At 47.3% G+C, this 26,056-nt stretch carries 27 protein-coding genes; all 27 read left to right on the top strand.

Translation table 11 applies throughout. The features are described from left to right. Positions 1 to 67 precede the first annotated feature (67 nt). The 27 genes from fliF (at position 68) to DPF91_RS05425 (ending at position 25,973) form a co-directional block, all read left to right on the top strand. Complete coding sequence (gene fliF / locus DPF91_RS05550) at positions 68 to 1,801, top strand: flagellar basal-body MS-ring/collar protein FliF (RefSeq protein ID WP_420855574.1); 1,734 nt, start codon at positions 68 to 70, stop codon at positions 1,799 to 1,801. After that, complete coding sequence (gene fliG / locus DPF91_RS05545; RefSeq protein WP_117233445.1) at positions 1,794 to 2,849, top strand: flagellar motor switch protein FliG; 1,056 nt, start codon at positions 1,794 to 1,796, stop codon at positions 2,847 to 2,849. Before fliF ends, fliG begins: the two co-directional genes overlap by 8 nt. Before the next feature lie 91 nt (positions 2,850 to 2,940). Next, positions 2,941 to 3,741: a flagellar assembly protein FliH gene (fliH, locus tag DPF91_RS05540; RefSeq protein ID WP_117233444.1), complete on the top strand. Its 801-nt coding sequence runs from the start codon at positions 2,941 to 2,943 to the stop codon at positions 3,739 to 3,741. Position 3,742: 1 nt separating this feature from the next. Continuing rightward, the gene (fliI, locus tag DPF91_RS05535; protein WP_117233443.1) at positions 3,743 to 5,062 is read left to right on the top strand and encodes a flagellar protein export ATPase FliI; all 1,320 of its coding nucleotides are present in this window, start codon (positions 3,743 to 3,745) and stop codon (positions 5,060 to 5,062) included. Between the two features lie 12 nt (positions 5,063 to 5,074). After that, a complete protein-coding gene (fliJ, locus tag DPF91_RS05530) occupies positions 5,075 to 5,512 on the top strand; it encodes a flagellar export protein FliJ (RefSeq protein ID WP_117233442.1) in 438 nt (145 codons plus the stop codon). Positions 5,513 to 5,619: 107 nt separating this feature from the next. Further along, positions 5,620 to 7,521 carry a flagellar hook-length control protein FliK gene (locus tag DPF91_RS05525; protein WP_117233441.1) on the top strand — a complete coding sequence of 634 codons (1,902 nt, stop codon included), beginning with the start codon at positions 5,620 to 5,622 and terminating at the stop codon, positions 7,519 to 7,521. Between the two features lie 38 nt (positions 7,522 to 7,559). Beyond that, the gene (fliL, locus tag DPF91_RS05520) at positions 7,560 to 8,066 is read left to right on the top strand and encodes a flagellar basal body-associated protein FliL (RefSeq protein ID WP_117233440.1); all 507 of its coding nucleotides are present in this window, start codon (positions 7,560 to 7,562) and stop codon (positions 8,064 to 8,066) included. Positions 8,067 to 8,073: 7 nt separating this feature from the next. Beyond that, positions 8,074 to 9,132: a flagellar motor switch protein FliM gene (gene fliM / locus DPF91_RS05515; RefSeq protein ID WP_117233439.1), complete on the top strand. Its 1,059-nt coding sequence runs from the start codon at positions 8,074 to 8,076 to the stop codon at positions 9,130 to 9,132. Between the two features lie 19 nt (positions 9,133 to 9,151). Then, a complete protein-coding gene (gene fliN, locus DPF91_RS05510; protein WP_117233438.1) occupies positions 9,152 to 9,556 on the top strand; it encodes a flagellar motor switch protein FliN in 405 nt (134 codons plus the stop codon). Further along, positions 9,489 to 9,968 carry a flagellar biosynthetic protein FliO gene (fliO, locus tag DPF91_RS05505; protein ID WP_117233437.1) on the top strand — a complete coding sequence of 160 codons (480 nt, stop codon included), beginning with the start codon at positions 9,489 to 9,491 and terminating at the stop codon, positions 9,966 to 9,968. The genes fliN and fliO overlap by 68 nt, the downstream gene beginning before the upstream one ends. Beyond that, positions 9,958 to 10,827 (top strand): flagellar type III secretion system pore protein FliP, encoded by an 870-nt coding sequence (gene fliP, locus DPF91_RS05500; RefSeq protein WP_117233436.1) that lies wholly within the window; start codon positions 9,958 to 9,960, stop codon positions 10,825 to 10,827. The genes fliO and fliP overlap by 11 nt, the downstream gene beginning before the upstream one ends. Positions 10,828 to 10,839: 12 nt before the next feature. Further along, the gene (gene fliQ / locus DPF91_RS05495; RefSeq protein ID WP_117233435.1) at positions 10,840 to 11,109 is read left to right on the top strand and encodes a flagellar biosynthesis protein FliQ; all 270 of its coding nucleotides are present in this window, start codon (positions 10,840 to 10,842) and stop codon (positions 11,107 to 11,109) included. Between the two features lie 19 nt (positions 11,110 to 11,128). After that, positions 11,129 to 11,911 carry a flagellar biosynthetic protein FliR gene (fliR, locus tag DPF91_RS05490; RefSeq protein WP_117233434.1) on the top strand — a complete coding sequence of 261 codons (783 nt, stop codon included), beginning with the start codon at positions 11,129 to 11,131 and terminating at the stop codon, positions 11,909 to 11,911. Position 11,912: 1 nt separating this feature from the next. Then, positions 11,913 to 13,043, top strand: coding sequence for a flagellar biosynthesis protein FlhB (gene flhB / locus DPF91_RS05485; RefSeq protein ID WP_117233433.1), 1,131 nt, complete (start codon positions 11,913 to 11,915; stop codon positions 13,041 to 13,043). Between the two features lie 191 nt (positions 13,044 to 13,234). Further along, complete coding sequence (gene flhA / locus DPF91_RS05480; RefSeq protein WP_117233432.1) at positions 13,235 to 15,337, top strand: flagellar biosynthesis protein FlhA; 2,103 nt, start codon at positions 13,235 to 13,237, stop codon at positions 15,335 to 15,337. 66 nt (positions 15,338 to 15,403) lie between these two features. Next, positions 15,404 to 16,912 (top strand): flagellar biosynthesis GTPase FlhF, encoded by a 1,509-nt coding sequence (flhF, locus tag DPF91_RS05475; RefSeq protein WP_117233431.1) that lies wholly within the window; start codon positions 15,404 to 15,406, stop codon positions 16,910 to 16,912. A gap of 13 nt (positions 16,913 to 16,925) precedes the next feature. After that, positions 16,926 to 17,813, top strand: a complete 888-nt coding sequence (locus DPF91_RS05470; protein ID WP_117233787.1) for a MinD/ParA family protein — start codon at positions 16,926 to 16,928, stop codon at positions 17,811 to 17,813. Beyond that, complete coding sequence (locus DPF91_RS05465; protein ID WP_117233430.1) at positions 17,806 to 18,537, top strand: RNA polymerase sigma factor FliA; 732 nt, start codon at positions 17,806 to 17,808, stop codon at positions 18,535 to 18,537. Before DPF91_RS05470 ends, DPF91_RS05465 begins: the two co-directional genes overlap by 8 nt. Positions 18,538 to 18,581: 44 nt before the next feature. Beyond that, on the top strand, positions 18,582 to 18,950 hold the full coding sequence (cheY, locus tag DPF91_RS05460; RefSeq protein WP_008218307.1) for a chemotaxis response regulator CheY: 369 nt from the start codon (positions 18,582 to 18,584) through the stop codon (positions 18,948 to 18,950). Between the two features lie 62 nt (positions 18,951 to 19,012). Next, entirely contained in the window at positions 19,013 to 19,732 is a 720-nt protein-coding gene (locus DPF91_RS05455) for a protein phosphatase CheZ (protein ID WP_117233429.1), read from the top strand. Positions 19,733 to 19,741: 9 nt separating this feature from the next. After that, a complete protein-coding gene (locus DPF91_RS05450; protein ID WP_117233428.1) occupies positions 19,742 to 21,940 on the top strand; it encodes a chemotaxis protein CheA in 2,199 nt (732 codons plus the stop codon). 23 nt (positions 21,941 to 21,963) lie between these two features. Continuing rightward, entirely contained in the window at positions 21,964 to 23,067 is a 1,104-nt protein-coding gene (locus DPF91_RS05445; RefSeq protein ID WP_117233427.1) for a protein-glutamate methylesterase/protein-glutamine glutaminase, read from the top strand. 9 nt (positions 23,068 to 23,076) lie between these two features. After that, positions 23,077 to 23,859 carry a ParA family protein gene (locus DPF91_RS05440; protein WP_117233426.1) on the top strand — a complete coding sequence of 261 codons (783 nt, stop codon included), beginning with the start codon at positions 23,077 to 23,079 and terminating at the stop codon, positions 23,857 to 23,859. Beyond that, positions 23,846 to 24,124, top strand: coding sequence for a hypothetical protein (locus DPF91_RS22365; protein ID WP_338116862.1), 279 nt, complete (start codon positions 23,846 to 23,848; stop codon positions 24,122 to 24,124). The genes DPF91_RS05440 and DPF91_RS22365 overlap by 14 nt, the downstream gene beginning before the upstream one ends. A 32-nt stretch (positions 24,125 to 24,156) precedes the next feature. Continuing rightward, entirely contained in the window at positions 24,157 to 24,942 is a 786-nt protein-coding gene (locus tag DPF91_RS05435) for a chemotaxis protein CheW (RefSeq protein ID WP_338116861.1), read from the top strand. Positions 24,943 to 24,981: 39 nt separating this feature from the next. Beyond that, positions 24,982 to 25,476 carry a chemotaxis protein CheW gene (locus DPF91_RS05430; RefSeq protein WP_117233425.1) on the top strand — a complete coding sequence of 165 codons (495 nt, stop codon included), beginning with the start codon at positions 24,982 to 24,984 and terminating at the stop codon, positions 25,474 to 25,476. Further along, the gene (locus DPF91_RS05425; protein WP_117233424.1) at positions 25,476 to 25,973 is read left to right on the top strand and encodes a DUF2802 domain-containing protein; all 498 of its coding nucleotides are present in this window, start codon (positions 25,476 to 25,478) and stop codon (positions 25,971 to 25,973) included. The genes DPF91_RS05430 and DPF91_RS05425 overlap by 1 nt, the downstream gene beginning before the upstream one ends. Positions 25,974 to 26,056: the final 83 nt, after the last annotated feature.

Genomic DNA, 26,056 nt, shown 5'->3' with positions numbered 1-26,056 from the left:
TTGGCCGCTATTAATTTGATAAACCTTGTTCCTGATTTTGTAAGCGATTAGCCTTGCGGAGAATAAATTGAGTACCGATTTAACAGTATCTAACGGTGATAACAGCACCGATCTAGTGAGCTCGACCTCGAGTGATTTAGATACTCAGAACCCAGATCTCGATGAGAAAAGTACCTCAAAGCTTGATTTAGCAATCGGTGATATTGACCTATTGCGTCAAGTGGTGCTTGTGCTCTCAATCTCTATCTGTGTGGCGCTGATTGTCATGGTTTTCTTTTGGGTCAAAGAGCCGGAAATGCGTCCGCTTGGCTCTTACGAAACAGAAGAACTGATCCCAATCCTTGATTATCTAGATCAGCAAAAGGTGAAGTACAACCTTGATGGCAATACGGTTAATGTTGAAGCGAACTCATATAATGATCTCAAGCTAAACCTTGCTCGCGCAGGCCTGAACCAAGGCTCTCAGCAGGGGGATGATATCTTGCTGCAAGACATGGGCTTTGGGGTTTCTCAACGCCTGGAGCAAGAGCGTCTGAAATTAAGCCGTGAGCGTCAACTTGCTAAGGCTATCGAACAGATGCGCCAGGTGCGAAAGGCATCGGTACTGCTGGCTTTGCCTAAGCAGAGCGTGTTTGTCCGCCATAACCAAGAAGCCTCGGCGTCGGTTTTCCTGACGCTACGTACTGGAGCAAACCTCAATCAAGAAGAGGTGGATTCTGTCGTGGACATGGTAGCAAGTGCGGTACCGGGTATGTCGCCAACTCGTATTACGGTGACGGATCAGCATGGTCGACTACTGAGCTCAGGCTCACAAGACCCTGCTTCGACGGCACGTCGTAAAGAACATGAGCTTGAGCGCAAGCAAGAGCAAGCGCTGCGTGAGAAGATTGATTCAGTCCTGATCCCTATACTTGGTCTAGGCAACTATACTGCGCAGGTAGATATCCAAATGGATTTCAGCGCGATTGAGCAAACTCGCAAACAATATGACCCGAATACACCGGCGACTCGAAGTGAGTACACGCTGGAAGACTACAACAATGGCAGTGTCGTTGCTGGTGTGCCAGGTGCGCTAAGTAACCAGCCACCTGCGGATGCGTCTATTCCGCAAGATGTGGCGCAGATGAAAGATGGCTCAATGATGGGCAACGGTTCAGTTCACAAAGAAGCGACTCGTAACTTTGAGCTGGATACCACCATCAGTCACGAACGTCGTCAAACGGGTATTGTTGATCGCCAAACGGTTGCCGTTGCGATCAAAAATCGTCAAATCACTAATCCTGATACGGGTGAAGTGACACACGTGCCATTAGCGGAACCTGAGCTTCAGGCGATTCGCCAAGTCTTGATTGGTGCAGTGGGCTACAACGAAGCTCGCGGTGACTTGCTGAACGTGCTAAGCGTTAAGTTTGCTGAGATGGAAGTTGAAAGCATCGCGGACGTGCCAATTTGGGAACACCCTAACTTTAATGATTGGGTTCGCTGGTTCGTTAGTGGCCTCGTTATCATCATCATCGTGTTGGTACTTGTTCGTCCAGCGATGAAGAAACTGCTTAACCCTCATGCGGATGAGGAAGAAGATGAAATGTACGGTCCTGACGGCATGCCAGTTGGTATGGACGGTGAGACTAGCCTGATCGGTGGTGACATCGAAGGTGGCGATTTGTTTGAGTTTGGTACTGGTATTGACCTGCCAAACCTACACAAAGATGAAGATGTGCTGAAAGCGGTTCGTGCGCTTGTAGCGAATGAACCAGAGCTAGCAGCTCAAGTAGTGAAGAACTGGATGCAAGATGCCTAACGAAATTGTACCTGCTAACGAAGAATCTACAGAAGTTAGCACTGAAGTCGATATTTCCACTATTTCAGGTGATGAGCGAGCAGCCATCCTGCTTCTCAGCCTGAATGAAGAAGATGCGGCGGGCATTATTCGTCACCTAGAGCCAAAACAGGTTCAGCGTGTAGGTAGTGCAATGGCTCGAGCTACGGATCTGAATACCGATAAAGTGAGCGCGGTTCACCGAGCATTCTTGGAAGATATTCAGAAATACACCAATATCGGTATGGGCAGTGAAGACTTCATGCGTAATGCGTTGGTTGCTGCACTGGGCGAAGACAAGGCGAATAACCTGGTTGATCAAATCCTGCTCGGAACGGGCTCTAAAGGTCTGGATTCCCTTAAATGGATGGATCCTCGTCAGGTAGCGAGCATCATTATTAATGAGCACCCGCAGATTCAAACCATTGTATTATCATACCTTGAGGCGGATCAGTCGGCAGAAATTCTATCTCAGTTCCCTGAGCGTGTTCGCTTAGATCTGATGATGCGTATCGCGAACCTTGAAGAGGTTCAGCCATCAGCGCTTGCTGAACTGAATGAGATCATGGAGAAACAGTTTGCTGGTCAAGCTGGTGCTCAAGCGGCGAAGATCGGTGGTCTGAAGGCTGCAGCTGAAATCATGAACTACATGGATAACAGCGTGGAAGGCATCTTGATGGATCAAATTCGCGACCAAGATGAAGACATGGCTACGCAGATCCAAGACCTTATGTTCGTATTCGAGAACCTTATCGAAGTGGACGATCAAGGTGTTCAGAAGCTGCTTAGAGATGTTCCACAAGACGTGCTTCAGCGTGCACTTAAAGGTGCTGATGATGCGCTTCGTGAGAAGATCTTCAAGAACATGTCTAAACGTGCTGCCGATATGATGCGTGATGACATTGAAGCGATGCCTCCAGTGCGTGTTGCAGACGTAGAAGCGGCGCAGAAAGAAATCTTGGGTATCGCCCGTCGATTGGCCGATAGCGGTGAATTGATGCTATCTGGCGGTGCCGACGAGTTCCTATAATTGTTTAAATGTAATAACTTAATGATACCGCAGCAATTTCGCTGCGGTATTCATTTCCACTCCCCAAAGCTTACTAAGAGGGTTAAACCACATGGCAATTGATCGCAAACGAGGATTCTTACGTCCAGACGAAGATGCGAATCTAGAGCAACCTAAAAAATGGGGCCTGCCTGATTACACCTCTGAAGTAAGCAAAGACGCAAAAGAAACGGCGTTTAACTATGACCCAAGCTGGGTACCAAACTTTGATGAGCCTACGGAAGAAGAACCACTTCAACTGACAGAAGAAGAGATTGAACTGATCAAGCAGGGGGCCTATCAAGAAGGCTTGATGCTAGGTCAAGAAGCCGGTTTCAAACAAGGTTATGAAAAAGGTAAAGAACAAGGGCTTGAAGAAGGTAAAGCGGAAGGTATTACCCAAGGTCAAGCGGAGGGCGTTGCCGCTGGTCAAGAGTTTATCCAGCAGCAAGTCGAACACTTTATGAACCTTGCTAACCAGTTTGCACAACCACTTGAACTAATGAGTAGCCAAGTTGAGAAGCAGTTGGTAGATATGGTGCTGACTTTAGTTAAAGAAGTGGTTCATATAGAAGTGCAAACCAATCCTCAAGTGATCTTGGATACCATAAAAGAATCAGTAGAAGCGCTTCCTATTGCTGGTCATCCAATCACCATCAAGTTAACACCAGAAGATTGCGACATTATTCGTTCTGCTTATGGTGAAGCGGAGCTGGATTGTCGTAACTGGACACTGGTTGCAGAGCCAGCGTTAAATCGTGGCGACCTACAAATCGAGGCGGGTGAGTCTTCGGTGAACTATCGTATGGAAGAGCGAATCCGTAACGTTATCCAGTCTTTTTGTGGCAAGAATCGCCATCAGATGAGTGAGTAGCATGCTGCCATTAGTCGAACGTCTATCTCAATACAAAGTCGAAGGTCACAAGTCCCGTGCTATCGCGTCGGGTAAGTTAGTTCGTGTCGTTGGTCTTACCTTAGAAGCGACAGGCTGTAAAGCGCCTGTGGGTAGCTTGGTGAGTGTAGAGACTATCTCCGGTTCAATGGAAGCTGAAGTTGTCGGCTTCTCAGGTGATAATCTATTTTTGATGCCGAGTGAGCAAATTACCGGTGTCCTGCCGGGAGCAAAGGTAACACCCTTAACCTCTGAAGATGGTCTTCCTGTTGGGATGGAGCTACTTGGTCGTGTTATTGATGGGGTTGGTAACCCAATTGATGGCTTAGGTGAGATCTATACCGAGCAGCGCGCTTCTTTTAACTCTGAACCGATTAATCCACTCGCACGAAAGCCCATTTCGGAGCCACTCGATGTGGGTTTGAAGGCAATCAACGGCTTGCTTACCGTTGGCAAAGGCCAACGTATTGGCTTGTTTGCCGGCTCTGGTGTCGGTAAATCGGTAACACTTGGCATGATGACACGTGGTACAACCGCGCAAGTGGTTGTGGTCGGTTTGATTGGTGAGCGTGGTCGAGAAGTTAAAGAGTTTATCGAAGAAATTTTGGGCCCAGATGGTCGTCAGCGTTCTGTCGTCGTTGCTGCTCCCGCGGATGCTTCACCACTGATGCGTTTAAAAGGCTGTCAGACGGCGTTAACCATAGCGGAATACTTTCGCGATCAAGGCTTGGACGTTCTTCTTTTGATGGATTCATTGACTCGTTTCGCACAGGCGCAGCGTGAGATTGCATTGTCGGTTGGCGAGCCGCCGGCCACGAAAGGTTATCCGCCGTCGGTATTCGCGAAATTGCCGGCGTTGGTCGAACGAGCTGGTAATGGCAGTGATGAACAAGGCTCAATTACAGCTTTCTTCACTGTACTTACCGAGGGGGATGACCTTCAAGACCCCATTGCTGATGCTTCACGAGCCATCCTTGATGGTCACATTGTTCTATCACGTGAAATGGCAGATGCAGGCCACTATCCTGCGATCGATGTTGAGAAGTCAGTGAGTCGTGTCATGCCGCAGATTACCACTGAAGAGCACATGCTGATGTCGAAGGCGGTAAGACAAGTGCTGTCTATTTGTCGTAAGAACCAAGACCTAGTCTCGATTGGTGCTTATAAGCCAGGCACTGACCCTGCGATTGACAGTGCCTTCACCTTGAAGCCTCGCTTGGATGAGTACCTGCAACAGAGCATGAAAGAATCTGTGCCATACGATATGTGTGTCAACATGCTGAAAAGCTCCCTTGGTGGTTAAAGGTAACCTCATATGAGCCAAGCTTTGGAATTCTTGCAAGAACAAGCAAAAGAGAAAGAGAACCAAGCGGTACTCGCGCTAAACAGTGCTAACAGTGAGCTGGAGAACTACTACCAACAGCTGAAGCAAATTGAGCAGTACCGCATGGATTACTGCAATCAACTGATTGATCGTGGTAAACAAGGGCTAACCGCGAGTGAGTACGGCCACTTGAATCGATTCTTAACTCAGATGGATGAGACTCTTGCTAAACAGAAGCAAGCGGAGCAACACTTTAAAGATCAAGTTGAGAACTGCCGCGAGTACTGGTTAGAGATGAGAAAGCAGCGTAAGTCGTATGAATGGATGCTAGAAAAAGCACAAAAAGAGAAGCAAATGCGTCTCGACAAAGCGGAGCAAAAACAGATGGATGAATTTGCAACCCTGCAGTTTAGCCGTCGTTCACTTTAGCTTTTGGTTCGATAATTGCATCGTTTTATAGATTAGTTTTGCCTTTGCCACCCGTTGTGGCATTGAGCATTCAAGATCTTGATTCCTTTTTTGGTTAGAGTGATTAAATGAGTAGCAGTGTTACCTCATCTGTAGACAAATCTAGTGCGTCTATTTCATTGAAAAATAACAGTAAGTCACAATCTTCTGCCGAAGAGGTTGAGGGTTTCCTATCGTCACTCAAATCTGCTCTGGTTGGCTCGGATGAGCCGCAAGTCAAAGCTAAAGCAGCAGAGCAGGGCGGCAAAGCCACGCCTACTAGTGGTAATGCTGAAGCGGTTGATGTAAAAGCGGATAAAGAGAGATCTCAAAGTTCAACAACGAAAGACGCTTCAAGTAGCGGATCGACGCAAATAACCGAAGCACTGCTTGAAGGTCCAGACGGGGTCACGACGGATACAAGTAACAAGTCCTCTCAACCAACGGGTAAAGAGGATGTAGAACTCACTGCTACTGATTCTAAAACCTTAAATACAGGATCGGGTATTTCTGAACTAGCAGCCGCTAGTGAATTTGAGCAAACAGTATCTAGCGACAATGCCTCAAGCGGCCAAGCGAGTAAGAGTAGCGCTCAGCAAGCGATGGACGAGGGGAATGCACTGCTGGGTAAACTCGAAGAAGCAAACCAATCTTTAAGACCGACAAAGGCTCAGGTTAGTGCTGAACCTGTGGCAGCTGACCCGGAAACGGGCTCTCAAAAAACGACTGACCTATCAGGTATTTCTGCAGTTGCGCCTGCTTCCCTATCATTGAAAGAAGGGCAGTTGGCTGACGGAAATGTATCAAGTGCAGATGTTACACCTAACCAGCTCGTTGCTGAGCAAGCTGGGGAGTTAACAACACAAGGCAACCAAGCTCAAAATAATGCTAAGTCTGAACAATACAGCCACATAGAGTGGGGAAATCCATCTGAGCCGGTTCAGCCATTGAATGTTATGAATCAAACATCTGTTACCCAGGCGGGCAGTTTGGATATAAACCCAGTCGCTTCTACCGCAACCGCTGGGGCTCTAATGTCTTCTGCCCAACCTAACACTGATCCACAAGGCATGCTACCGGAAGAAGAGTTGGCTCAGTTGAGCGAAGAAGAGATCGCTCAGTTAATGAATGGACAAGTGGTTCATGCTCAGCCTGCCAATGCAGCGAACAATCAACAAATAGTGGCCCATAGCGGTAGTACGGTAGCATCTGGTGCCGCGGTAGCCGCAGCTCTACAAGCAAATCAAGCTGCTCCTCAAGCGATGAGTCAACACGCATCAGTCCCGACCCCAAACAATGAAGGACAAGCGGGGCAGTTCAATGCTGCATTAAACCCAACCCAATTAGCGGCGGCGCAATCGACCTCTCCGAACAGGCAAGCGGCACAGTTAGGGGCTGCGTTAGGCGTAGGTAAGTTAGCTGCTGCGGGGACAGATAAGAAATCCAATCAACCTGAAGCTCGCCTTGATCAACAGCTCTCTGGTATGGCTATGCAGCAAGGTGTCAATGCGAATCAGGTGCGAGCTGAGGCACAACAGGCAGCAGTGAACTCGCCATTGGTTTTAAACCGAGAAATGGCAGGTGAGCAGATGGCTGAGCGCGTACAGATGATGTTAGCTAAAAACCTAAAGAGTGTGGATATACGATTAGACCCACCTGAGTTGGGGCGTATGCAAATTCGCATGACCATGAACAACGACGTTGCGAGTGTTCAGTTTACGGTTGCAAACCAGCAATCAAGAGACATGGTTGAACAAGCCATGCCTCGTCTACGTGAAATGCTTGCCCAGCAAGGCGTTCAGTTAGCTGATACGTCGGTACAGCAGCAAAATAGTGGTCAGCAACAGCAAGGTCAAATGGCTTCTGGTTCAACCGGCTCGGGCGGTGGTGGAACCTCAGGTGAAGATGGCTCTGCGGATAACCATGATGAGAGCGTAAATCTTGAGATGAATATCACTGAAAAAGGTGATGGAATTAGTTTTTACGCATAGAATATCCTTCAATTGAAATAGATGAGTTGTAATTAACAATGGCTGATGAGCAAACCGGCGGCGAAGCTAAGAAAGGCAAAGGAAAACTAATTATAATCATTGTCGCGCTAGTCGTTCTTTTGGCGGGGGGCGGTGCGGCTGCATTCTTCTTGTTAGGTTCTTCCGATGATAGCGTTGCAGCAAAGGAAAGCAACGAAACAGCGACTCAGCAGGTAGTCAAAGAAGTCCCTGCTTCTTACGTGAATATTCCTCAACCGTTTCTGTTTAATGTTACGGGTGATAAACGTGACCGCTTAATTCAGATTAAAGCTCAGCTGATGGTTCGTGGCTCTAAGAATGAGGGCCTTGCTCGTTATCATTCTCCGCTTATAGAGAGTACATTGCTTGGCACCTTCGCGTCTGCAACCGTTGAACAATTAAGAACGCCGACAGGGCGTATTGAGCTACGCCAAAAAGCGACCAGTGATATTCAAGCGACATTGACAGAAGTTGTTGGACAACCTGTTATTGAGCGAGTGCTTTTTACAGATTTTGTAATCCAGTAGGTATACGGTGACAGATCTCTTATCCCAAGACGAAATTGATGCGCTATTACACGGCGTAGATGATGTCGATGAAGTCGAAGAAATATTAGACAGTGATGTCGAAGGAGCCGTCAATTTTGATTTCTCCTCACAAGACCGCATTGTTCGTGGTCGTATGCCGACCTTGGAGCTTATTAACGAGCGCTTTGCACGCCATATGCGTATCAGCTTGTTCAATATGCTGCGTAAAACCGCTGAGGTATCGATCAACGGCGTACAAATGATGAAGTTTGGTGAATACCAAAACACATTGTATGTACCAACCAGCCTCAACATGGTGCGTTTCCGTCCGCTTAAAGGTACCGCGCTTATCACTATGGAAGCTCGTCTGGTCTTTATCCTTGTAGAGAACTTCTTTGGTGGTGATGGTCGCTTCCACGCAAAAATTGAAGGTCGCGAGTTTACGCCGACAGAAAGACGTATTATTCAGCTATTGCTGAAAACGGTATTTGAAGATTACAAAGAGGCTTGGTCTCCAGTAATGGGTGTCGAGTTTGAGTACCTAGATTCTGAAGTAAACCCGAGTATGGCGAACATTGTGAGCCCGACAGAGGTGATCGTCGTCAGTTCATTCCACATCGAAGTCGATGGCGGTGGCGGTGACTTCCACGTCGTTATGCCCTATTCCATGGTCGAACCGATCCGTGAGCTGCTCGATGCCGGTGTTCAATCTGACAAGATGGAGACCGACGTTCGCTGGAGTACCGCTCTGCGTGAAGAGATCATGGATGTTCCGGTTAACTTCCGAGTGAACTTACTTGAGAAAGACATCTCACTGCGTGACCTGATGGAGTTGCAAGTGGGAGATGTTATTCCAATTGATATGCCAGAGAATGCCACCATGTTTGTCGAAGAGCTCCCAACCTATCGAGTGAAGATGGGGCGCTCCGGAGAAAACCTGGCTGTTCAGATTTCAGAGAAAATTAAACGCCCAGATGTGGTTAAGACCGATCTGGCGTTTCTAAGTAAAGATATCATTGCCGGTATTGACGGTGATGAAAATGGCGACTCAGAAGACGCCGAATAAACCAATTAGGTAAAATTGAATGTCTATTAGTGAAGATCAAAAACTTGCAGATGAGTGGGCTGCGGCACTGAGTGAAGATGTAGCAGCGCAGCAAGGCGATGACATTATGGCAGCGCCATTAGACGAGCTCACGGATTCTGCAGCACCCATTTCTGACGATGAGCGTCGTAAACTCGACACCATTATGGATATTCCAGTGACTATCTCGATGGAAGTCGGTCGTTCGCAAATCAGCATCCGTAACTTGCTGCAACTCAATCAAGGCTCGGTTGTAGAGCTTGACCGCGTTGCGGGCGAGTCTCTCGATGTGATGGTTAACGGTACGCTGATCGCACACGGCGAAGTCGTTGTCGTCAATGACAAGTTTGGTATCCGACTCACTGACGTTATTAGCCAAACCGAACGAATTAAGAAGCTTAGGTAGTCTTGTGACTTCTCGTTCTTTATCTTTGTTAGTCGTTGGCTTATTTGCCCCAATAGCACAAGCAGCAACCCCATCTTCGGTTGAGCTAATGACAACAGCAGGCTCGCTGATCTTTGTATTGGCGATCATTCTGCTGTTAGCTTGGCTGATGAAGCGCATGAAATTGCCTGCACTGGGTAATCAACAAGGGCTAAAGATCGTCCGCCAACTGTCGATTGGCACTAAAGAGCGAATTGTTATTGTACAAGCAGGGGAAGAGCAGTTCCTGGTTGGGATTACTGCCCAGTCCATCAACCTTATCTCTAAGCTTGATAAACCTATCGATGACGAAGCAAAACTCAGTGCTGACAGTACGTCGAAGTCACCATTCTCTAATCAATTGAGCCAGCTACTTTCTAAACATGATAAATAAGCAATGGATTCGTCAGTTCTTTAGCCTAGTGCTGCTGATTTTCAGTAGCACCTTTGTCTATGCGCAAGAAGAGCTCGCTGGTGAGATACCGGTCGACACTTCAAGCAGTTCAGTGACCGTTAGCCAAATGGCAAGTGAAACGGGAGCAGGTGGCGCCAGTGCCCAGAGTATTGTCTCGGGTGGCAGTGGTATTCCTGCTTTTACCATGACGACTAACCCAGATGGCAGCGAAGATTACTCGGTTAACCTGCAGATTTTAGCGTTAATGACCATGCTTGGCTTTTTGCCAGCGATGGTTATTTTGATGACCTCTTTTACCCGTATCGTGGTAGTAATGTCGATTCTTCGTCAAGCGATGGGTCTACAGCAAACGCCATCCAACCAGGTAATTATTGGTATCGCCATTTTCTTAACCTTCTTCATCATGTCGCCAGTGATTGATCAAATCAATCAGACCGCAGTACAGCCATATTTAAATGAACAGGTGACGGCACGTCAGGCATTTGATATCGCGCAAGAGCCGATGAAAGCGTTTATGTTGCAGCAAACACGTGTGAAAGACTTAGAAACTTTCGTTAATATCGCTGGTGCGCAAGTGACTAATCCCGAAGACGTGTCGATGAGCATTCTTATTCCGGCATTCATCACTTCTGAGCTTAAGACGGCGTTTCAGATAGGCTTTATGTTGTTCCTGCCTTTCTTGATTATAGACCTCGTAGTGGCGTCGGTCTTGATGGCGATGGGTATGATGATGCTTTCACCGATGATCGTATCGCTGCCGTTTAAACTGATGCTGTTTGTGTTAGTTGATGGTTGGAATTTGATACTGTCGACCTTAGCCGGCAGTTTTGCCCTCTAGCTAGGAGATACTATGACTCCTGAGATGTTTGTAGAGCTGTTCCGTGATGCACTTTGGATGGTGCTCATCATGGTGTGTGCGATTATCATTCCTAGCTTGCTGATTGGTTTAATTGTGGCGATTTTCCAAGCGGCTACTTCAATCAACGAGCAGACTTTAAGTTTCTTACCACGTTTGATAGTCACGCTATTGGCGCTGATGATGTTTGCTCACATGATGACTCAAATGATGATGGAGTTCTTCTTCGATATCATTGAGCGTATGCCACAAGTTCTCTTCTAGACAGAGGGGCGCTGGCGCGATGGAATATCCCACTGCAATCGTTTTAGACTGGATAGCCAATTACTTTTGGCCATATACCCGCATCTCTGCCATGTTGATGGTGATGACCGTGACGGGTGCGCGCTTTGTTCCTACTCGGGTTCGACTTTATTTAGGGTTGGCGATCACCTTTGCTGTGATGCCAGCTATTCCAGCGGTTCCGGATAATATTGAGTTACTTTCCTTTCAAGGGTTTTTGACGGTCGTTGAGCAGCTCATCATTGGCATAGCGATGGGGACCGTTACCCAGTTTATGCTGCAAACCTTTGTTATGCTTGGCCAAATATTGGGTATGCAGTCGAGTCTCGGTTTCGCCTCGATGGTGGATCCTGCAAACGGACAGAACACGCCCTTACTTGGTCAGCTCTTCATGTTCTTAGCGACGATGTTTTTCCTCGCAACCGATGGTCATCTAAAAATGCTGCAGTTTGTTGTCATGAGCTTTAAAACGCTGCCGATCGGATCGGGTTCATTAACGGCTGTTGATTATCGCGAAATGGCCTTGTGGTTTGGCATTATGTTTAAAGCCGCATTAAGCATGTCGCTTTCGGGGATTATTGCGTTGCTTACTATTAACCTGTCTTTTGGTGTAATGACGCGTGCAGCGCCACAGCTAAACATTTTCTCGCTCGGTTTTGCCTTTGCGTTGCTGGTCGGCCTCGCGATTTGTTGGTATCTAATGCTAGGCTTATTTGATCATTACGAAATTATCTGGCTCCAAGGCGAGCAACAGATATGCCGCTTAATTAGGATGGAGTGCTAGTTTGGCAGAGTCAGACGGTCAAGAACGTACAGAAGACGCCACGCCCAGACGCTTGCAACAGGCCCGAGAAAAGGGGCAGGTTGCACGTTCAAAAGAGTTAGCGTCTGTTTCCGTGCTCGTCATTGGCTCAGTTGCGCTAATGTGGTTTGGTGAATCGCTCGCTCGTGGCCTATTTAATGTGATGGGGCGTTTGTTTACCCTAAGTCGCGACGAAGTATTCGATCCCTATAAGCTACTGGATATTGTCAGTGGGGCGCTTGTTCATATCTTGTTGCCAATGCTAATGATATTAGTGACCTTGTTTGTTGCGGCATTAGTTGGTGCGGCGGGGCTTGGGGGGATTAGTTTCTCTGCACAAGCAGCAATGCCCAAGTTGTCTAAGATGAATCCACTTAGCGGTTTGAAGCGTATGGTCGGCATGCAGAGCTGGGTCGAGTTGATCAAGTCGATCTTGAAGGTTGCTCTTGTTGCGGGCATGGCTTTCTATCTGATCGATGCTTCTAAACAAGATCTCTTTCAGCTGAGTATGGATGTTTACCCTCAGAATATCTTTCATGCTTTAGATATCCTGCTTAACTTTATCTTGCTGATCAGCTGTTCATTATTGATTGTAGTGGGGATCGATATCCCGTTCCAAATCTGGCAACACGCTAATCAGTTGAAAATGACCAAGCAAGAAGTGAAAGACGAATACAAAGACACGGAAGGTAAGCCAGAAGTGAAGGGACGTATTCGCATGCTTCAGCGTGAGGCCGCTCAGCGTAGGATGATGGCGGATGTTCCTCAGGCAGACGTTATAGTCACTAACCCTGAACACTTCTCTGTCGCACTTCGCTACAAGCAAGATACGGACAAAGCACCAATCGTGGTCGCGAAGGGTGTGGATCATATCGCCTTGAAGATACGAGAAGTGGCGCGTGAGCATGATATTTATGTGATACCTGCTCCGCCGTTGGCTCGTGCTTTATACCACTCAACCGAGTTGGAACAAGAAATACCAGATGGTCTGTTTACCGCCGTCGCTCAAGTACTTGCGTATGTTTTCCAATTGAAGCAGTATCGCAAACGCGGTGGAGATCGCCCTAAGCTACAAGCCTCCAACTTACCTATACCGCCAGATTTGAGAAAGTAACTGACCCTGTAGCATCAAGCCCGCAGAACCTTTAAATTGAGTTCTTTATCAATAATTTGTGAGCCGATACAGTACGCCGTCAATTTTTCGTCGTGGTTTTGGTGTGTTTATTGCATAATCGCTGTGCTTCGGGAGGCCTGTGCTCCCAAATTTTATTGACCCAATTAGTTAGTGAGAAGAATCGGTAATTTATGAAGTTCGCCTTACCATTTTCAGACAAACTGCCTCCTTTGCCTAGCCGTGCAATGCCGGCTATCGGTGCACCGATTATGGTTCTTGCGACCTTGGCAATGGTGGTGTTACCGATCCCAGCATTTCTTCTCGATTTGTTTTTTACCTTTAACATTGCTCTGGCAATGGTGGTGTTATTGGTAACGGTCTATACCCGTCGACCATTAGATTTCGCAGCGTTCCCAACCGTACTGCTTATCTCAACCCTATTAAGGCTCGCGTTGAACGTGGCCTCGACACGTGTGGTATTGCTTTATGGCCACGAAGGTGCGGGCGCTGCAGGTAATGTGATTGAAGCTTTCGGTAACGTTGTTATTGGTGGCAACTATGCGGTAGGTCTGGTTGTTTTCATCATCTTGATGATCATCAACTTTATGGTAGTTACCAAGGGTGCAGGTCGTATCTCAGAGGTGAGTGCACGCTTTACCCTTGATGCATTGCCAGGTAAGCAAATGGCTATCGATGCCGACCTTAACGCCGGTTTGATTGACCAAGACCAAGCAAGGTTACGTCGTTTTGAAGTGACCAAAGAAGCAGACTTCTACGGTTCGATGGACGGTGCGTCTAAGTTTGTAAAGGGTGATGCGATTGCTGGTATCTTGATCCTATTCATTAACATCATCGGTGGCTTATCGATTGGTATGGCGCAAAACGGTCTTGGTTTTGGTGAAGCGATTGAGATTTACACCTTACTAACCATCGGTGATGGCCTAGTGGCACAAATCCCGTCGTTACTACTGTCGATCGGTGCGGCGATTATGGTGACGCGTCAAAATACCGATGAAGACATGGGACAGCAGGTAGTCTTTCAGCTATTCGATAATCCGAAAGCTCTGACCATTACTGCTGCTATACTCGGCGTCATGGGGATCGTCCCAGGTATGCCACACTTTGCGTTCTTGCTCTTGGCTGCAATTGCGGGTGGTGGCGCGTATATGCTTACCAAGAAGAAAAAACAAGAAGCAGAAGAAGAGAAAAACCTTCCCGCGACAACGACTCAAGGTGGTGAGGCATCTGCTCAGAAAGAGCTCTCATGGGATGACGTTCAACCCGTTGATACCATTGGCTTAGAAGTCGGTTATCGACTTATTTCAATGGTGGACAAAGACCAAGGCGGAGAGCTACTAGAGCGTGTGAAAGGTGTGCGTAAAAAGCTCTCTCAAGATTTTGGTTTCTTGATCCCTGCAGTACATATCCGTGACAACCTCGAGCTAACACCGAATAGCTATCGTATTACCTTGATGGGCGTTGCCGTTGGTGAAGCGGAGATTCGTCCAGATCAAGAGCTAGCGATCAACCCAGGCCAGGTTTACGGCATGGTCGAAGGTGAGCCAACCATAGACCCGGCGTTTGGCCTTGAGGCGGTTTGGATTAAAGAAGATCAGCGTGAGCACGCTCAGGCGCTTGGCTACACCGTGGTGGATTCCGCGACTGTTCTGGCAACACATTTGAGCCAGCTTTTGACCAACAATGCGTCACAGCTTATTGGTCACGAGGAGGTGCAAAACCTACTGGAGATGCTGGGACGCTCTGCACCGAAACTGGTGGAAGGCTTTGTTCCAGACCAGCTTTCTTTGGGTGTTGTCGTAAAAGTGCTACAGAATTTGCTTAATGAAGCAATCCCAATTCGTGATATTCGTACTATTGTTCAAACACTGTCTGAATATTCACCAAAGAGTCAAGAACCCGACATTCTTACAGCGGCAGTAAGAATCGCATTAAAACGTTTAATCGTTCAGGAAATCAATGGGATAGAGCCAGAGTTGCCAGTGATTACTATTATTCCTGAGCTGGAACAAATCTTGCATCAAACGATGCAGGCTGCAGGTGGTGAATCGGCAGGTATAGAACCTGGTTTAGCCGAGCGTTTACAAGCCTCTTTGAGTCAGGCTACACAAGACCAAGAACTCAAAGGCGAACCTGCAGTACTACTGACTTCGGGCGTGTTAAGAACAACACTAGCGAAGTTTGTTAAGAATACAATCCCGAACCTGAGAGTACTTTCTTACCAAGAAATACCCGACGAGAAGCAAATTCGAATTGTTCAGGCAGTAGGTAATTAAAGATTTTAATGCTCGCAGCAATGGATGCTGCAAGTTTGAATTATTGACCAAATTCAGGTTACTAGATTGAAAATTAAACGATTTTTTGCCAAAGACATGAGATTAGCTCTGGCTCAAGTGAAAGAAGAACTTGGGTCGGATGCGGTTATTATGTCCAATAAGAAGGTGATGGGTGGGGTTGAAATCGTTGCAGCCATAGATGGCGAATCGAAAGCAGCACCGGCAAGTAGGCACCAAGCTACGCCTGCTCGTTCAAGCTCAAACTACTCACAGTTGAGTGCTCCTTCTAATTACTCACAATCTGGTGAGCGTGCATTAAAAGACGACCAAGTCAGTCTTGGTTCGGGCAGTAAGCAAGGCGGTGGTTCAATGACCAAGCGTTTTGCCAACATGCTTAAGCAATACAGCCAAGAGCCTGAGCAAGAGCCGAGTCGTCCGCCAGCTGATTCACTTTCTGCGTTATTACAGCGTCAGTCAGATGCCCGCGGCAGCGAGTCACGTCAGACAACGAGTCCACAAAGTGGTTCTTCTTATCAAGAAGAGTCTGGTTTGTCTCGCCTGATTGCCGAAGATCGCCGCTTAGAGCGCAAGCAACCGCAACTGGATCCAACTCGATATGATCGCCGTAGCCCACAGCATGATGAGCCTGAAAGCGAATCAGAGCTTGAAGTCATGCGTGAAGAGATGACCTCTATCCGTCGTCTTCTCGAGCATCAAGTATCGGGTTTAATGTGGCAGGAAGTGGAGCGTCGTGAACCTCTGCGTGCCATGCTTATTAAGCGCTTGGAACGTATGGGATTTTCTCCCGAGTTTGCCGATCAAATGGCATGTTATATCCCTGAAGATACTCAGCCATCGCGAGCTTGGAAGGCGTTGTTAGCTTTAATTGCTGATCAAATAACGATTACTAAACAAGATATTCTACGCCGTGGTGGTGTTGTTGCTCTATTGGGGCCAACAGGTGTTGGAAAGACAACCACCATCGCAAAATTGGCGGCTAGAGCTGCAATGGAATACGGCGCTGATAATGTAGCGTTAGTGACGACGGATACCTACCGAATCGGTGCTCATGAGCAGCTATCTATCTATGGTCGCATCATGGGTTGCCCGGTAAAAGTTGCTAAAGATTCGAACGAACTGGCCGAAGTAATATATCAATTAAGAAACCGCAAGCTTGTGTTGGTCGATACTGCAGGTATGGGTCAACGTGACGTTCGTTTGTCCGAGCAATTGGACACTTTGATGCAAGAAAGTGGCGAGGTGATTCACAGCTATCTCGTACTTCCTGCAACAGCGCAACGAAAAGTGTTGCAGGAAACCATTGAGCACTTCAGACGCATTCCACTATCTGGTTGCATCATGACTAAGCTAGATGAGTCTCTCAGCTTAGGTGAGTTTATTAGTGTTGTAGTGCAAAACGCTCTACCTGTGGCTTACATCGCAAACGGGCAGCGCGTACCGGAAGATATTGTGGTTGCTCAACCGAAGTACATGGTAGCGAAAGCAAACGAACTATTAGAGAAGTCGACTGAGGATGAACCTCATTACTGGAACAGTGACTCGGAAGGTTTATAGGCGGCGGACGATGATGACTGAAAATATGATACAAGATCAAGCAAGCGGCCTCCGTCGCTTAACACAACCAACATTGACCAAGGTTATCTCGGTAACAGGCGGTAAAGGTGGTGTCGGTAAATCAAACGTAACCTTAGGCATGGCGATGTGCTTAGCTCGTCAGGGCAAGAAGGTTATGGTACTTGATGCAGACCTTGGACTCGCAAATGTGGATGTGATGCTTGGTATTCGGACAAAGCGCAACCTAGGTCACGTTCTTGCAGGTGAGTGCGAGCTTAAAGATGTTATAGTTGAAGGCCCATACGGTATCCGCATCATTCCTGCGACTTCGGGCACACAAAGCATGACGGAACTCTCACCTAGCCAGCACGCCGGGCTGATCAGAGCGTTTGGTTCTCTCGAAGAAGAGATTGACGTCTTGCTAATCGATACGGCAGCTGGTATATCTGACATGGTCGTGAGCTTTTCTCGTGCTGCACAAGATGTTGTGGTTGTGGTTTGTGATGAACCAACCTCGATTACCGATGCCTATGCTTTGATTAAGCTTTTGAGCCGAGAGCACCAAGTTCAACGCTTCAAAGTGGTTGCCAATATGGTACGAAGCTACCGTGAAGGGCGAGAATTGTTTGCTAAGTTAACGTTAGTAACCGAACGATTCTTGAACGTGAGTTTAGAGCTTGTGGCGTGTATCCCATTGGATGACAAAGTGCGCCAAGCGGTGAAAAGACAGAAAATTGTGGTCGATGCATTCCCACGTTCACCGGCGGCACTGGCAATCAGTTCACTAGCAAATAAGGCAGCAAGCTGGCCGATTCCGAAGACACCAAGTGGACACTTGGAGTTCTTTGTCGAGCGCTTGCTAAACCGTCGTGACGTGTTAGGGGAACCTTTTGGTGAATAAGGCGCTTACATACGACCAACATGCGAATATGAATAGCCAGCAGGCATTCTTAGAAAAATATTCTGTGTTGGTAAAACGTATTGCACATCACCTTTTGGGACGTTTACCTCCTAGCGTTCAGGTTGAAGACCTTATTCAAGCAGGCATGATTGGCCTGATTGAAGCGCAACGTAACTATGATGGCTCAAAAGGAGCAAGCTTTGAGACTTATGCAGGCATAAGGATCAGAGGTGCAATGCTGGACGATATTCGTCGCGGTGATTGGGTTCCACGCTCAGTTCATAAGAACAATCGGACTATTACTCAAGCGATCAGTGAACTTGAAGCAACACTAGGAAGAGACCCAAGCGATGTTGAGGTGGCCGAGCATTTAAATATGACTTTGGCACAATATCACGCTGCGTTGACCGATATTAACTGCTCTAAGCTCGTTGGTATTGAAGATTTGGGTGTACCGGTCGATACAGTATCTAACGAGGTTGAAGAAGACGATACACCTTTCAAGGGTGTGGCAGACGAATCTTTCCGCCAAGCGTTGATAGAGTCGATTAAAAGTTTACCAGAGCGGGAAGCTTTGGTTTTATCTCTTTATTACGATGAAGAGCTGAATTTAAAAGAGATTGGTGAAGTTATTGGTGTAAGCGAATCACGTGTAAGCCAAATTCTGAGTCAATCGATGCAACGCCTACGCACCAAATTGAGTGCGTGGACACAAAATGATTAATAACACTGACATTTGATTCAGTGGAGGCAACTTTGAACAAAAATATGAAAATTCTCATTGTTGATGATTTCTCAACAATGCGCCGTATCGTTAAGAACTTATTACGTGATCTTGGTTTCAACAACACTCAAGAAGCGGATGATGGTCTAACAGCACTTCCTATGCTGAAGAAAGGCGAATTCGATTTTGTTGTAACGGATTGGAACATGCCAGGCATGCAAGGTATCGACCTCCTAAAGCACATTCGTGCCGATGCTGAGCTCAAGCATTTGCCTGTATTGATGATCACTGCTGAAGCAAAGCGCGAGCAGATCATTGAAGCTGCGCAAGCAGGTGTTAACGGCTACATCGTGAAGCCATTCACCGCTGCAACTCTGAAAGAGAAGCTAGACAAGATCTTTGAGCGTCTCTAATCGAGGCTGATCACGGCCAAAGTGACTTGGCTTGGTTTAGGTATCACAGTAAGTATTTTTGAATGATTTCATTACAAGATGCGAAGCAGCTTGTTGTTCTGCTTGAGCAGGAACAACAGCAAGAGGCTTCTGAACTCTTAAAAACGATGCACGACGATCATCAGGACGAGATCTATCGTCAAGTTGGAGAGTTAACCCGTGAACTGCATGATTCGTTGCAGCAATTTAATTCTGACTCGCGCATAAATGAATTAGCCAATGACGAAATCCCTGACGCTAGGGATCGCCTTGAATACGTCATTACTAAGACAGAGCAGGCTGCCAATAAAACGATGGATGCAGTTGACCGATCGATGCCAATTGCAGACAGGCTTCACCAAGGACTCGTTGAAGTACGACCTCAGTGGAATCAACTGATGAACGGCAGTATCGACATCAATGAATTCAAAGCACTCTGTCATCGCATTGACGGTATGCTTTCGCAAGTTGAAGGCGATAGCACTGAGCTTCGGGGTCAGCTTACTGAGATCTTGATGGCACAAGATTTCCAGGATCTAACCGGTCAAATTATTCGTCGTGTCATCACACTTGTTGAAGAAGTAGAAGGCCGACTTGTCGAGATATTAACGGTGTTTGGCGAAGCCGAACGTCAGCAAAAGACTGAATCACCAGCAGCCTCTCCAATAACAGCAGAAGGACCAATCCTAAACGCTGAACAAAGAGAGGATGCAGTAGCGTCGCAAGACGAAGTGGACGATTTACTGTCTAGCCTAGGATTTTAAAGGTTATTTATGAGCTATGAATTAGACGAAGATATTCTTCAGGACTTTTTAGTCGAAGCAGGAGAAATTCTTGAGCTGTTGTCTGAACAGCTTATTGAGTTGGAGAATAACCCAGACGATAAAGATCTGCTGAATGCAATCTTCCGTGGCTTCCACACTGTAAAAGGTGGTGCAGGCTTCTTGTCTGTATCTCAACTAGTAGATACGTGTCACGGTGCTGAAAACGTCTTCGATATTCTGCGTAATGGCCAGCGTTCAGTAACCTCTGAGCTGATGGACACCATTTTACAAGCTCTTGATACAGTAAACGTTCAGTTCCAAGCACTACAAGAGCGTGAGCCTCTTGAAGCGGCAGATCCAGGTCTGCTTGCCGAGCTACATCGCCTAAGTGCGCCTGAGAGCCAAGAAGCACCTGCTGCACCAGTGGTAGCTGAGCCTGTATTCGTTGAACCCGTTGTTGCGCCTGTTGTAGAAGCAACTCCTGAGCCAGCAAGTATTACTTCAGCATCATCGGTTGATGAAATCACCGACGATGAGTTTGAAAAGTTGCTTGATGAACTTCATGGTGCGGGTGGCTCGCCAACATCGGTAAAACCAGCGGAACCAGCGCCGGTCCAGCCTGCGGATTCTGGTGATATCACTGACGATGAATTCGAAAGATTGCTTGATGAGTTGCATGGTGCAGGTAATGCACCTTCAAGCGCTATTTCGACAAGCAATGTATCAGCGCCAGCGCCTGTCACGCCACCAGAGCCCGTTGCTCCGGCAAGCTCTGCTGGTGACAACGACCTGATGACAGATGCAGAGTTCGAAAAACTGCTTGATGAGCTGCACGGTACAGGTAATGGCCCGTCTGCCGAAGAGCTTGATGCTGCGACACGTCCAGCAGATATTCCACCAGTTTCGACACCAGCACCACAGCCTGAAGTGAAACCAGCTCCGCAGCCTATTGCACCAAAAGCAGAGGCACCGAAAGCAGCCGCTAAGCCAAAGGCAGAAGCGAAAGCACCGGCAGCTAAAAAACCTCAAGCGGAAGCGACTGTACGTGTTGATACATCAACACTCGACACCATTATGAACATGGTGGGCGAACTAGTACTGGTTCGTAACCGTTTGGTTAGTCTTGGCCTTAACAGCAACGACGAAGAAATGTCGAAAGCGGTAGCGAATCTAGATGTCGTCACTGCGGACCTTCAAGGTGCGGTGATGAAGACTCGTATGCAGCCAATTAAGAAAGTATTTGGCCGTTTCCCTCGAGTGGTTCGCGACCTGGCTCGTAGCCTAAATAAAGACATCGTACTCGAGATGCGTGGTGAAGAGACCGATCTAGATAAGAACCTAGTCGAAGCGCTTGCGGATCCATTGATTCACTTGGTTCGTAACTCGGTTGACCATGGTATTGAAATGCCTGAAGACCGTGTTCAAGCAGGTAAGTCACGTACTGGTAAAGTGATTCTGTCGGCATCTCAAGAGGGTGACCATATTGAACTGGCTATTGTTGACGATGGCGGCGGTATGGACCCAGATAAACTACGTGGTATCGCAGTTAAGCGCGGTATTATGGATGAAGATGCGGCTTCACGCTTGAGCAACAAAGAGTGTTTTAACCTTATTTTTGCACCAGGTTTCTCAAGTAAAGAACAGATCTCAGATATCTCTGGTCGTGGTGTGGGCATGGACGTAGTGAAAACTGCGATCAACACGCTAAATGGCTCAATTGATATTGATTCAGAAATGGGCAAAGGCACCAAGATTACGATCAAGGTACCGTTAACACTGGCAATTCTACCTACGCTAATGGTCGGTGTCGGTGGTCATCCATTCGCACTGCCGCTTGCAAGCGTTAATGAGATTTTCCACTTAGATCTGTCGAAAACCAACGTGGTCGATGGCCAGCTCACTATTATTGTGCGTGAGAAATCTATCCCACTGTTTTATCTACAGAATTGGTTAGCACCAACCGCTCAAGGTAAAAAGATCCGCACAGGTCATGGCCATGTAGTGATTGTTCAGCTAGGCAGTCAACGTGTGGGCTTCGTTGTCGACACATTAATCGGCCAAGAAGAAGTGGTTATCAAGCCACTTGATAATCTGTTGCAAGGAACACCAGGTATGGCTGGTGCAACAATCACAAGTGATGGTCATATTGCCCTGATTCTGGACGTGCCAGATCTTCTTAGGCAGTATGCAGCGGCATCACGAGTGTAAGCCAGTAATAATTAAGGATAAACATGGCTATTAGAGTTTTAGTTGTCGACGATTCAAGCTTTTTTCGTCGCCGCGTAAGTGAAATTATTAACTCAGATTCACGTCTTGAGGTTGTAGATGTTGCTACAAACGGTAAAGAAGCCGTAGAAAAAGCGCAGCAGATCAAGCCTGACGTGATCACAATGGATATCGAGATGCCTGTGATGGATGGTATTACTGCCGTTCGTGAGATCATGGCCAGCCATCCGACTCCAATCCTGATGTTTTCATCGCTAACGCACGATGGTGCAAAAGCAACCCTGGATGCATTAGATGCCGGTGCTCTGGATTTCTTACCGAAGAAGTTCGAGGACATCGCTCGTAACCGTGATGAAGCGCTTGTATTGCTGCAACAACGCGTCGCTGAAATTGCCTCTAAGCGCGCATTGATGAAGAAGCGTCCTGTTCGTGCGGCGTCCATTGCTTCAACGGCTTCGGCAACGAGTTCTTCTATCGCTAAGTCTGCTCCAATAGCAGCACCCGTTGGTAAGAAATTCAAGGCATCAGGTAAGAAGTACCAATTGACAGCGATTGGCACCTCAACGGGGGGCCCAGTTGCACTGCAGAAAATTTTGACCAAGTTACCTGCGAACTATCCGCAGCCGATTTTGCTCATTCAGCATATGCCAGCGACATTTACCGCGGCATTTGCGGCGCGCTTGAACTCTCTATGTAAGATTCAGGTGAAAGAAGCGGAAGATGGTGATGTGCTTAAGCCGGGTGTTGCTTACCTTGCTCCTGGTGGTAAGCAAATGATGGTTGATGGTCGCCCTGGTGCGGCTAAGTTACGCATCATTGATGGCGGTGACCGAATGAACTACAAGCCATGTGTTGACGTGACATTTGGCTCGGCGGCTAAAAGCTATGGTGACAAAGTTTTGTCTATGGTGTTGACCGGTATGGGTGCTGATGGCCGTGAAGGCGCGCGCATGCTTAAGTCTGCAGGCTCAACCATTTGGGCACAAGACGAAGATAGCTGTGTTGTTTATGGTATGCCTCAAGCTGTAGCAAAAGCAGGCATCTCAACTGAAGACCTTCCTTTAGACCGTATTGCCGAGCGCATGTTGGTTGAAGTTGGTCTTGCGTAGGAATCGATAATGATCGTTTGGAGTGTTGCCAACCAAAAAGGCGGCGTTGGTAAAACAACAACTACAGTGACTCTTGCTGGTTTATTGAGCCAGCAGGGCCACCGCGTATTGTTGGTGGATACTGACCCCCATGGCTCGCTTACTACTTATCTTGGCTTTGACAGTGATGCACTAAGCTCAAGCTTGTTTGACCTATTTCAACTTAAGTCATTCGAGCGTGAGAAGGTACGTCCATTGATACTGGAAACTCAGGTTGAAGGTATCGATATTATCCCAGCACACATGTCGCTTGCGACGCTAGACCGTGTCATGGGGAATCGCAGCGGTATGGGATTGATCCTAAAGCGTTCGCTACAAGCCTTGAGTCAAGACTATGACTATGTGCTGATCGATTGTCCGCCTATCTTGGGCGTAATGATGGTGAACGCGCTGGCTGCGAGTGATCGTATCTTGATCCCAGTGCAAACCGAGTTTTTGGCGATGAAAGGTCTTGAACGAATGGTACGCACCTTGTCGATCATGCAGAAGTCGCGCAAGAGTCCGTTCAAAGTGACGGTTGTACCGACAATGTATGACAAGCGCACCAAGGCTTCTTTGCAAACGTTAACTCAGTTGAAACGTGATTATCCAAATCAAGTTTGGACATCTGCGGTACCTATCGATACCAAGTTCAGAGATGCGAGCTTAAAGAACTTACCTGCTTCTCACTTTGCATCGGGTAGCCGAGGCGTGTTTGCTTACAAGCAACTCTTAATCTATCTAGGAAGGTTAGCTATCGATGAACAAAGATAGTGCCTTATCCGGTGAGCAGGCACTCGATGACTATTTTAGTGCGTTACTAGAAGAGCCTGTTTTAACGGAAGAATTATCTGAAATTGTTGACGCGTTTGAGTCCGACAATACACTGGAAGAGCCAGAGCCAGAGCCAGAGCCAGAGCCAGAGCCAGAGCCAGAGCCAGAGCCAGAGCCAGAGCCAGAGCAGAGCCAGAGCCAGAGCCAGAGCCAGAGCCAGAGCCAGAGCCAGAGCCAGAGCCAGAGCCAGAGCCAAAAGCTTTAGAACAAGCTCAACATTTGGAGCGCGAGTTTGATGTGCCGAATCTTGATGATGTTCAGCGCCTGCTCAACCAAATGGAATCAACCAATGTTGTGGCTGAGCTTGAGGTTGAATCAGTGATGGAGCAGAACACACTCGACATCACGGTAAACACAGAGTCAACGCTACAACTTGAAGCTGAAATGATTGTTGATGTCGTTACCCCGGTTGAAGAGATTCAAGAGTGGGTGGTTGAATCACCGGCTGACGAGTTCGAGCCGATAACCGAGGTTGCAGAACCAGAAACGGAGCCAGTTCAAGAGATTAGCGTAGAGCTAGAGACTCAAACCCAGGCTGCTGGAGGGGATGAAGAGCTGTGGCACTCAACCGAACGTGTTGAAGAATTCCAGGTGCTTTATTTCGACGTGAATGGTGTCACTTTTGCGGTGCCACTCGATGAACTCGGCGGAATTCACAAGCTGGGTGAGCTTAGTCACCTGATCGGCCGTCCGGATTGGTATCTTGGGCTACAAACTCAAAGAGAGAACCAAATGGATGTCGTTGATACCGCTAAATGGGTGATGGCAGATAAACTGGCTGATGAAGAATACAAGCAGGACTATGATTACATCGTCATGCTAGGCGAAAGCCAATGGGGACTGGCAAGTTCTCAATTAAAAGGCACCGAAACCCTGTCGAACGCGATGGTTCGTTGGCGTAACGTTGCCGGTAAGCGCCCTTGGTTAGCCGGAATGGTAACCGAGAAAATGTGCGCACTAATCCATGTAAAAGCCATGGTCGGCATGCTTAACGCAGGCATGGACATCAAGGCATACACTTAAGAACAAAGACTGTCTGCATGACATAAATGAGGAAAGATTATGTCTCAAGCGAATGAAATTGAAGTAAGAAAAGAACAAGTGAACGATGAAGTGCTCCAATGGGTAACTTTTCAGCTTGAAGAAGAGACGTATGGCATCAATGTTATGCAAGTACGCGAAGTACTGCGTTACACTGAAATTGCGCCAGTGCCTGGTGCTCCAGATTACGTTCTAGGTATTATTAACCTACGTGGTAGCGTTGTAACAGTAATTGACACTCGCTCTCGCTTTGGTTTGATGCAGGGTGAAGTTACGGATAACACACGTATTATCGTTATCGAGTCTGAGCGTCAAGTTATTGGCATCTTAGTAGATAGCGTAGCGGAAGTGGTATACCTACGTTCTTCTGAAATTGACACAACACCAAGCGTTGGTACAGATGAAAGTGCTAAGTTTATCCAAGGTGTTAGCAACCGTGACGGCAAGCTACTTATCCTTGTTGACCTAAACAAGCTACTCTCTGATGACGAATGGGATGATATGGCTCACCTATAATGACTGACCAGTTTTTACTTCCACTTCCCCTGATTGCAGGGGGAGTTGCTCTAGTTCCCCTTATATTGCTTATTACGATTATTCGTTCAATGAGAGGCTTGCAATCGCAAGTTCGTCATCAACGACAGCAATTGCGTACGCAGGAGAAAGAGTTTCAGAAAAGTAATAACCAGTTATTAGAAGTGCGTTCGGTTGTCGTTGGTTTAGGCCAAAAAGTGACTGAGCAAGAGGATGTCATTCGACATCTTATTGAGCGAGTAAAGGAACTTGAGCAAGAGGATGGTGATGGTCGTCTCTACTCAAGAGCAACCAAAATGGTTCAGCTTGGTGCTGACCTTGATGAGCTCATTCAAGAGTGCGAGTTACCTAAAGCAGAAGCTGAATTGATGCTGTCTCTTCAGAATAAGCTTGCGGGCAAAGAAAAAGTCCCACCACTGAGCGACGAGCCAGAGCGAAGAATGCGCCAGCCAAGGCAACAGAAGCCGTATCGTAGATAGTAAAAGGGAAGCAATGAGCTTCCTTTTTTGATCTCACTTAATTTAGGTTATTACTACTTTAGAGGTAATTTATTAAATTGTGA

Origin of the sequence: Vibrio maerlii (genome assembly GCF_003415655.1) — a bacterium.
GTDB classification, from domain to species: Bacteria; Pseudomonadota; Gammaproteobacteria; order Enterobacterales; family Vibrionaceae; genus Vibrio; species Vibrio maerlii.
This window is presented reverse-complemented; position numbering and strand designations above follow the sequence as displayed.

What these genes read in the sequence shown, in the direction of transcription:
- fliN (WP_117233438.1), top strand. Translation starts at nt 9,152, where the DNA reads ATGTCTATTAGTGAAGATCAAAAACTTGCAGATGAGTGGGCTGCGGCA.
- DPF91_RS05470 (WP_117233787.1), top strand. Translation starts at nt 16,926, where the DNA reads ATGACTGAAAATATGATACAAGATCAAGCAAGCGGCCTCCGTCGCTTA.
- fliH (WP_117233444.1), top strand. Translation starts at nt 2,941, where the DNA reads ATGGCAATTGATCGCAAACGAGGATTCTTACGTCCAGACGAAGATGCG.
- fliG (WP_117233445.1), top strand. Translation starts at nt 1,794, where the DNA reads ATGCCTAACGAAATTGTACCTGCTAACGAAGAATCTACAGAAGTTAGC.
- DPF91_RS05440 (WP_117233426.1), top strand. Translation starts at nt 23,077, where the DNA reads ATGATCGTTTGGAGTGTTGCCAACCAAAAAGGCGGCGTTGGTAAAACA.
- DPF91_RS22365 (WP_338116862.1), top strand. Translation starts at nt 23,846, where the DNA reads ATGAACAAAGATAGTGCCTTATCCGGTGAGCAGGCACTCGATGACTAT.
- DPF91_RS05425 (WP_117233424.1), top strand. Translation starts at nt 25,476, where the DNA reads ATGACTGACCAGTTTTTACTTCCACTTCCCCTGATTGCAGGGGGAGTT.
- fliJ (WP_117233442.1), top strand. Translation starts at nt 5,075, where the DNA reads ATGAGCCAAGCTTTGGAATTCTTGCAAGAACAAGCAAAAGAGAAAGAG.
- cheY (WP_008218307.1), top strand. Translation starts at nt 18,582, where the DNA reads ATGAAAATTCTCATTGTTGATGATTTCTCAACAATGCGCCGTATCGTT.
- DPF91_RS05445 (WP_117233427.1), top strand. Translation starts at nt 21,964, where the DNA reads ATGGCTATTAGAGTTTTAGTTGTCGACGATTCAAGCTTTTTTCGTCGC.
- fliQ (WP_117233435.1), top strand. Translation starts at nt 10,840, where the DNA reads ATGACTCCTGAGATGTTTGTAGAGCTGTTCCGTGATGCACTTTGGATG.
- DPF91_RS05450 (WP_117233428.1), top strand. Translation starts at nt 19,742, where the DNA reads ATGAGCTATGAATTAGACGAAGATATTCTTCAGGACTTTTTAGTCGAA.
- fliL (WP_117233440.1), top strand. Translation starts at nt 7,560, where the DNA reads ATGGCTGATGAGCAAACCGGCGGCGAAGCTAAGAAAGGCAAAGGAAAA.
- fliP (WP_117233436.1), top strand. Translation starts at nt 9,958, where the DNA reads ATGATAAATAAGCAATGGATTCGTCAGTTCTTTAGCCTAGTGCTGCTG.
- fliO (WP_117233437.1), top strand. Translation starts at nt 9,489, where the DNA reads ATGACAAGTTTGGTATCCGACTCACTGACGTTATTAGCCAAACCGAAC.
- DPF91_RS05430 (WP_117233425.1), top strand. Translation starts at nt 24,982, where the DNA reads ATGTCTCAAGCGAATGAAATTGAAGTAAGAAAAGAACAAGTGAACGAT.
- DPF91_RS05525 (WP_117233441.1), top strand. Translation starts at nt 5,620, where the DNA reads ATGAGTAGCAGTGTTACCTCATCTGTAGACAAATCTAGTGCGTCTATT.
- fliI (WP_117233443.1), top strand. Translation starts at nt 3,743, where the DNA reads ATGCTGCCATTAGTCGAACGTCTATCTCAATACAAAGTCGAAGGTCAC.
- DPF91_RS05455 (WP_117233429.1), top strand. Translation starts at nt 19,013, where the DNA reads ATGATTTCATTACAAGATGCGAAGCAGCTTGTTGTTCTGCTTGAGCAG.
- fliR (WP_117233434.1), top strand. Translation starts at nt 11,129, where the DNA reads ATGGAATATCCCACTGCAATCGTTTTAGACTGGATAGCCAATTACTTT.
- flhA (WP_117233432.1), top strand. Translation starts at nt 13,235, where the DNA reads ATGAAGTTCGCCTTACCATTTTCAGACAAACTGCCTCCTTTGCCTAGC.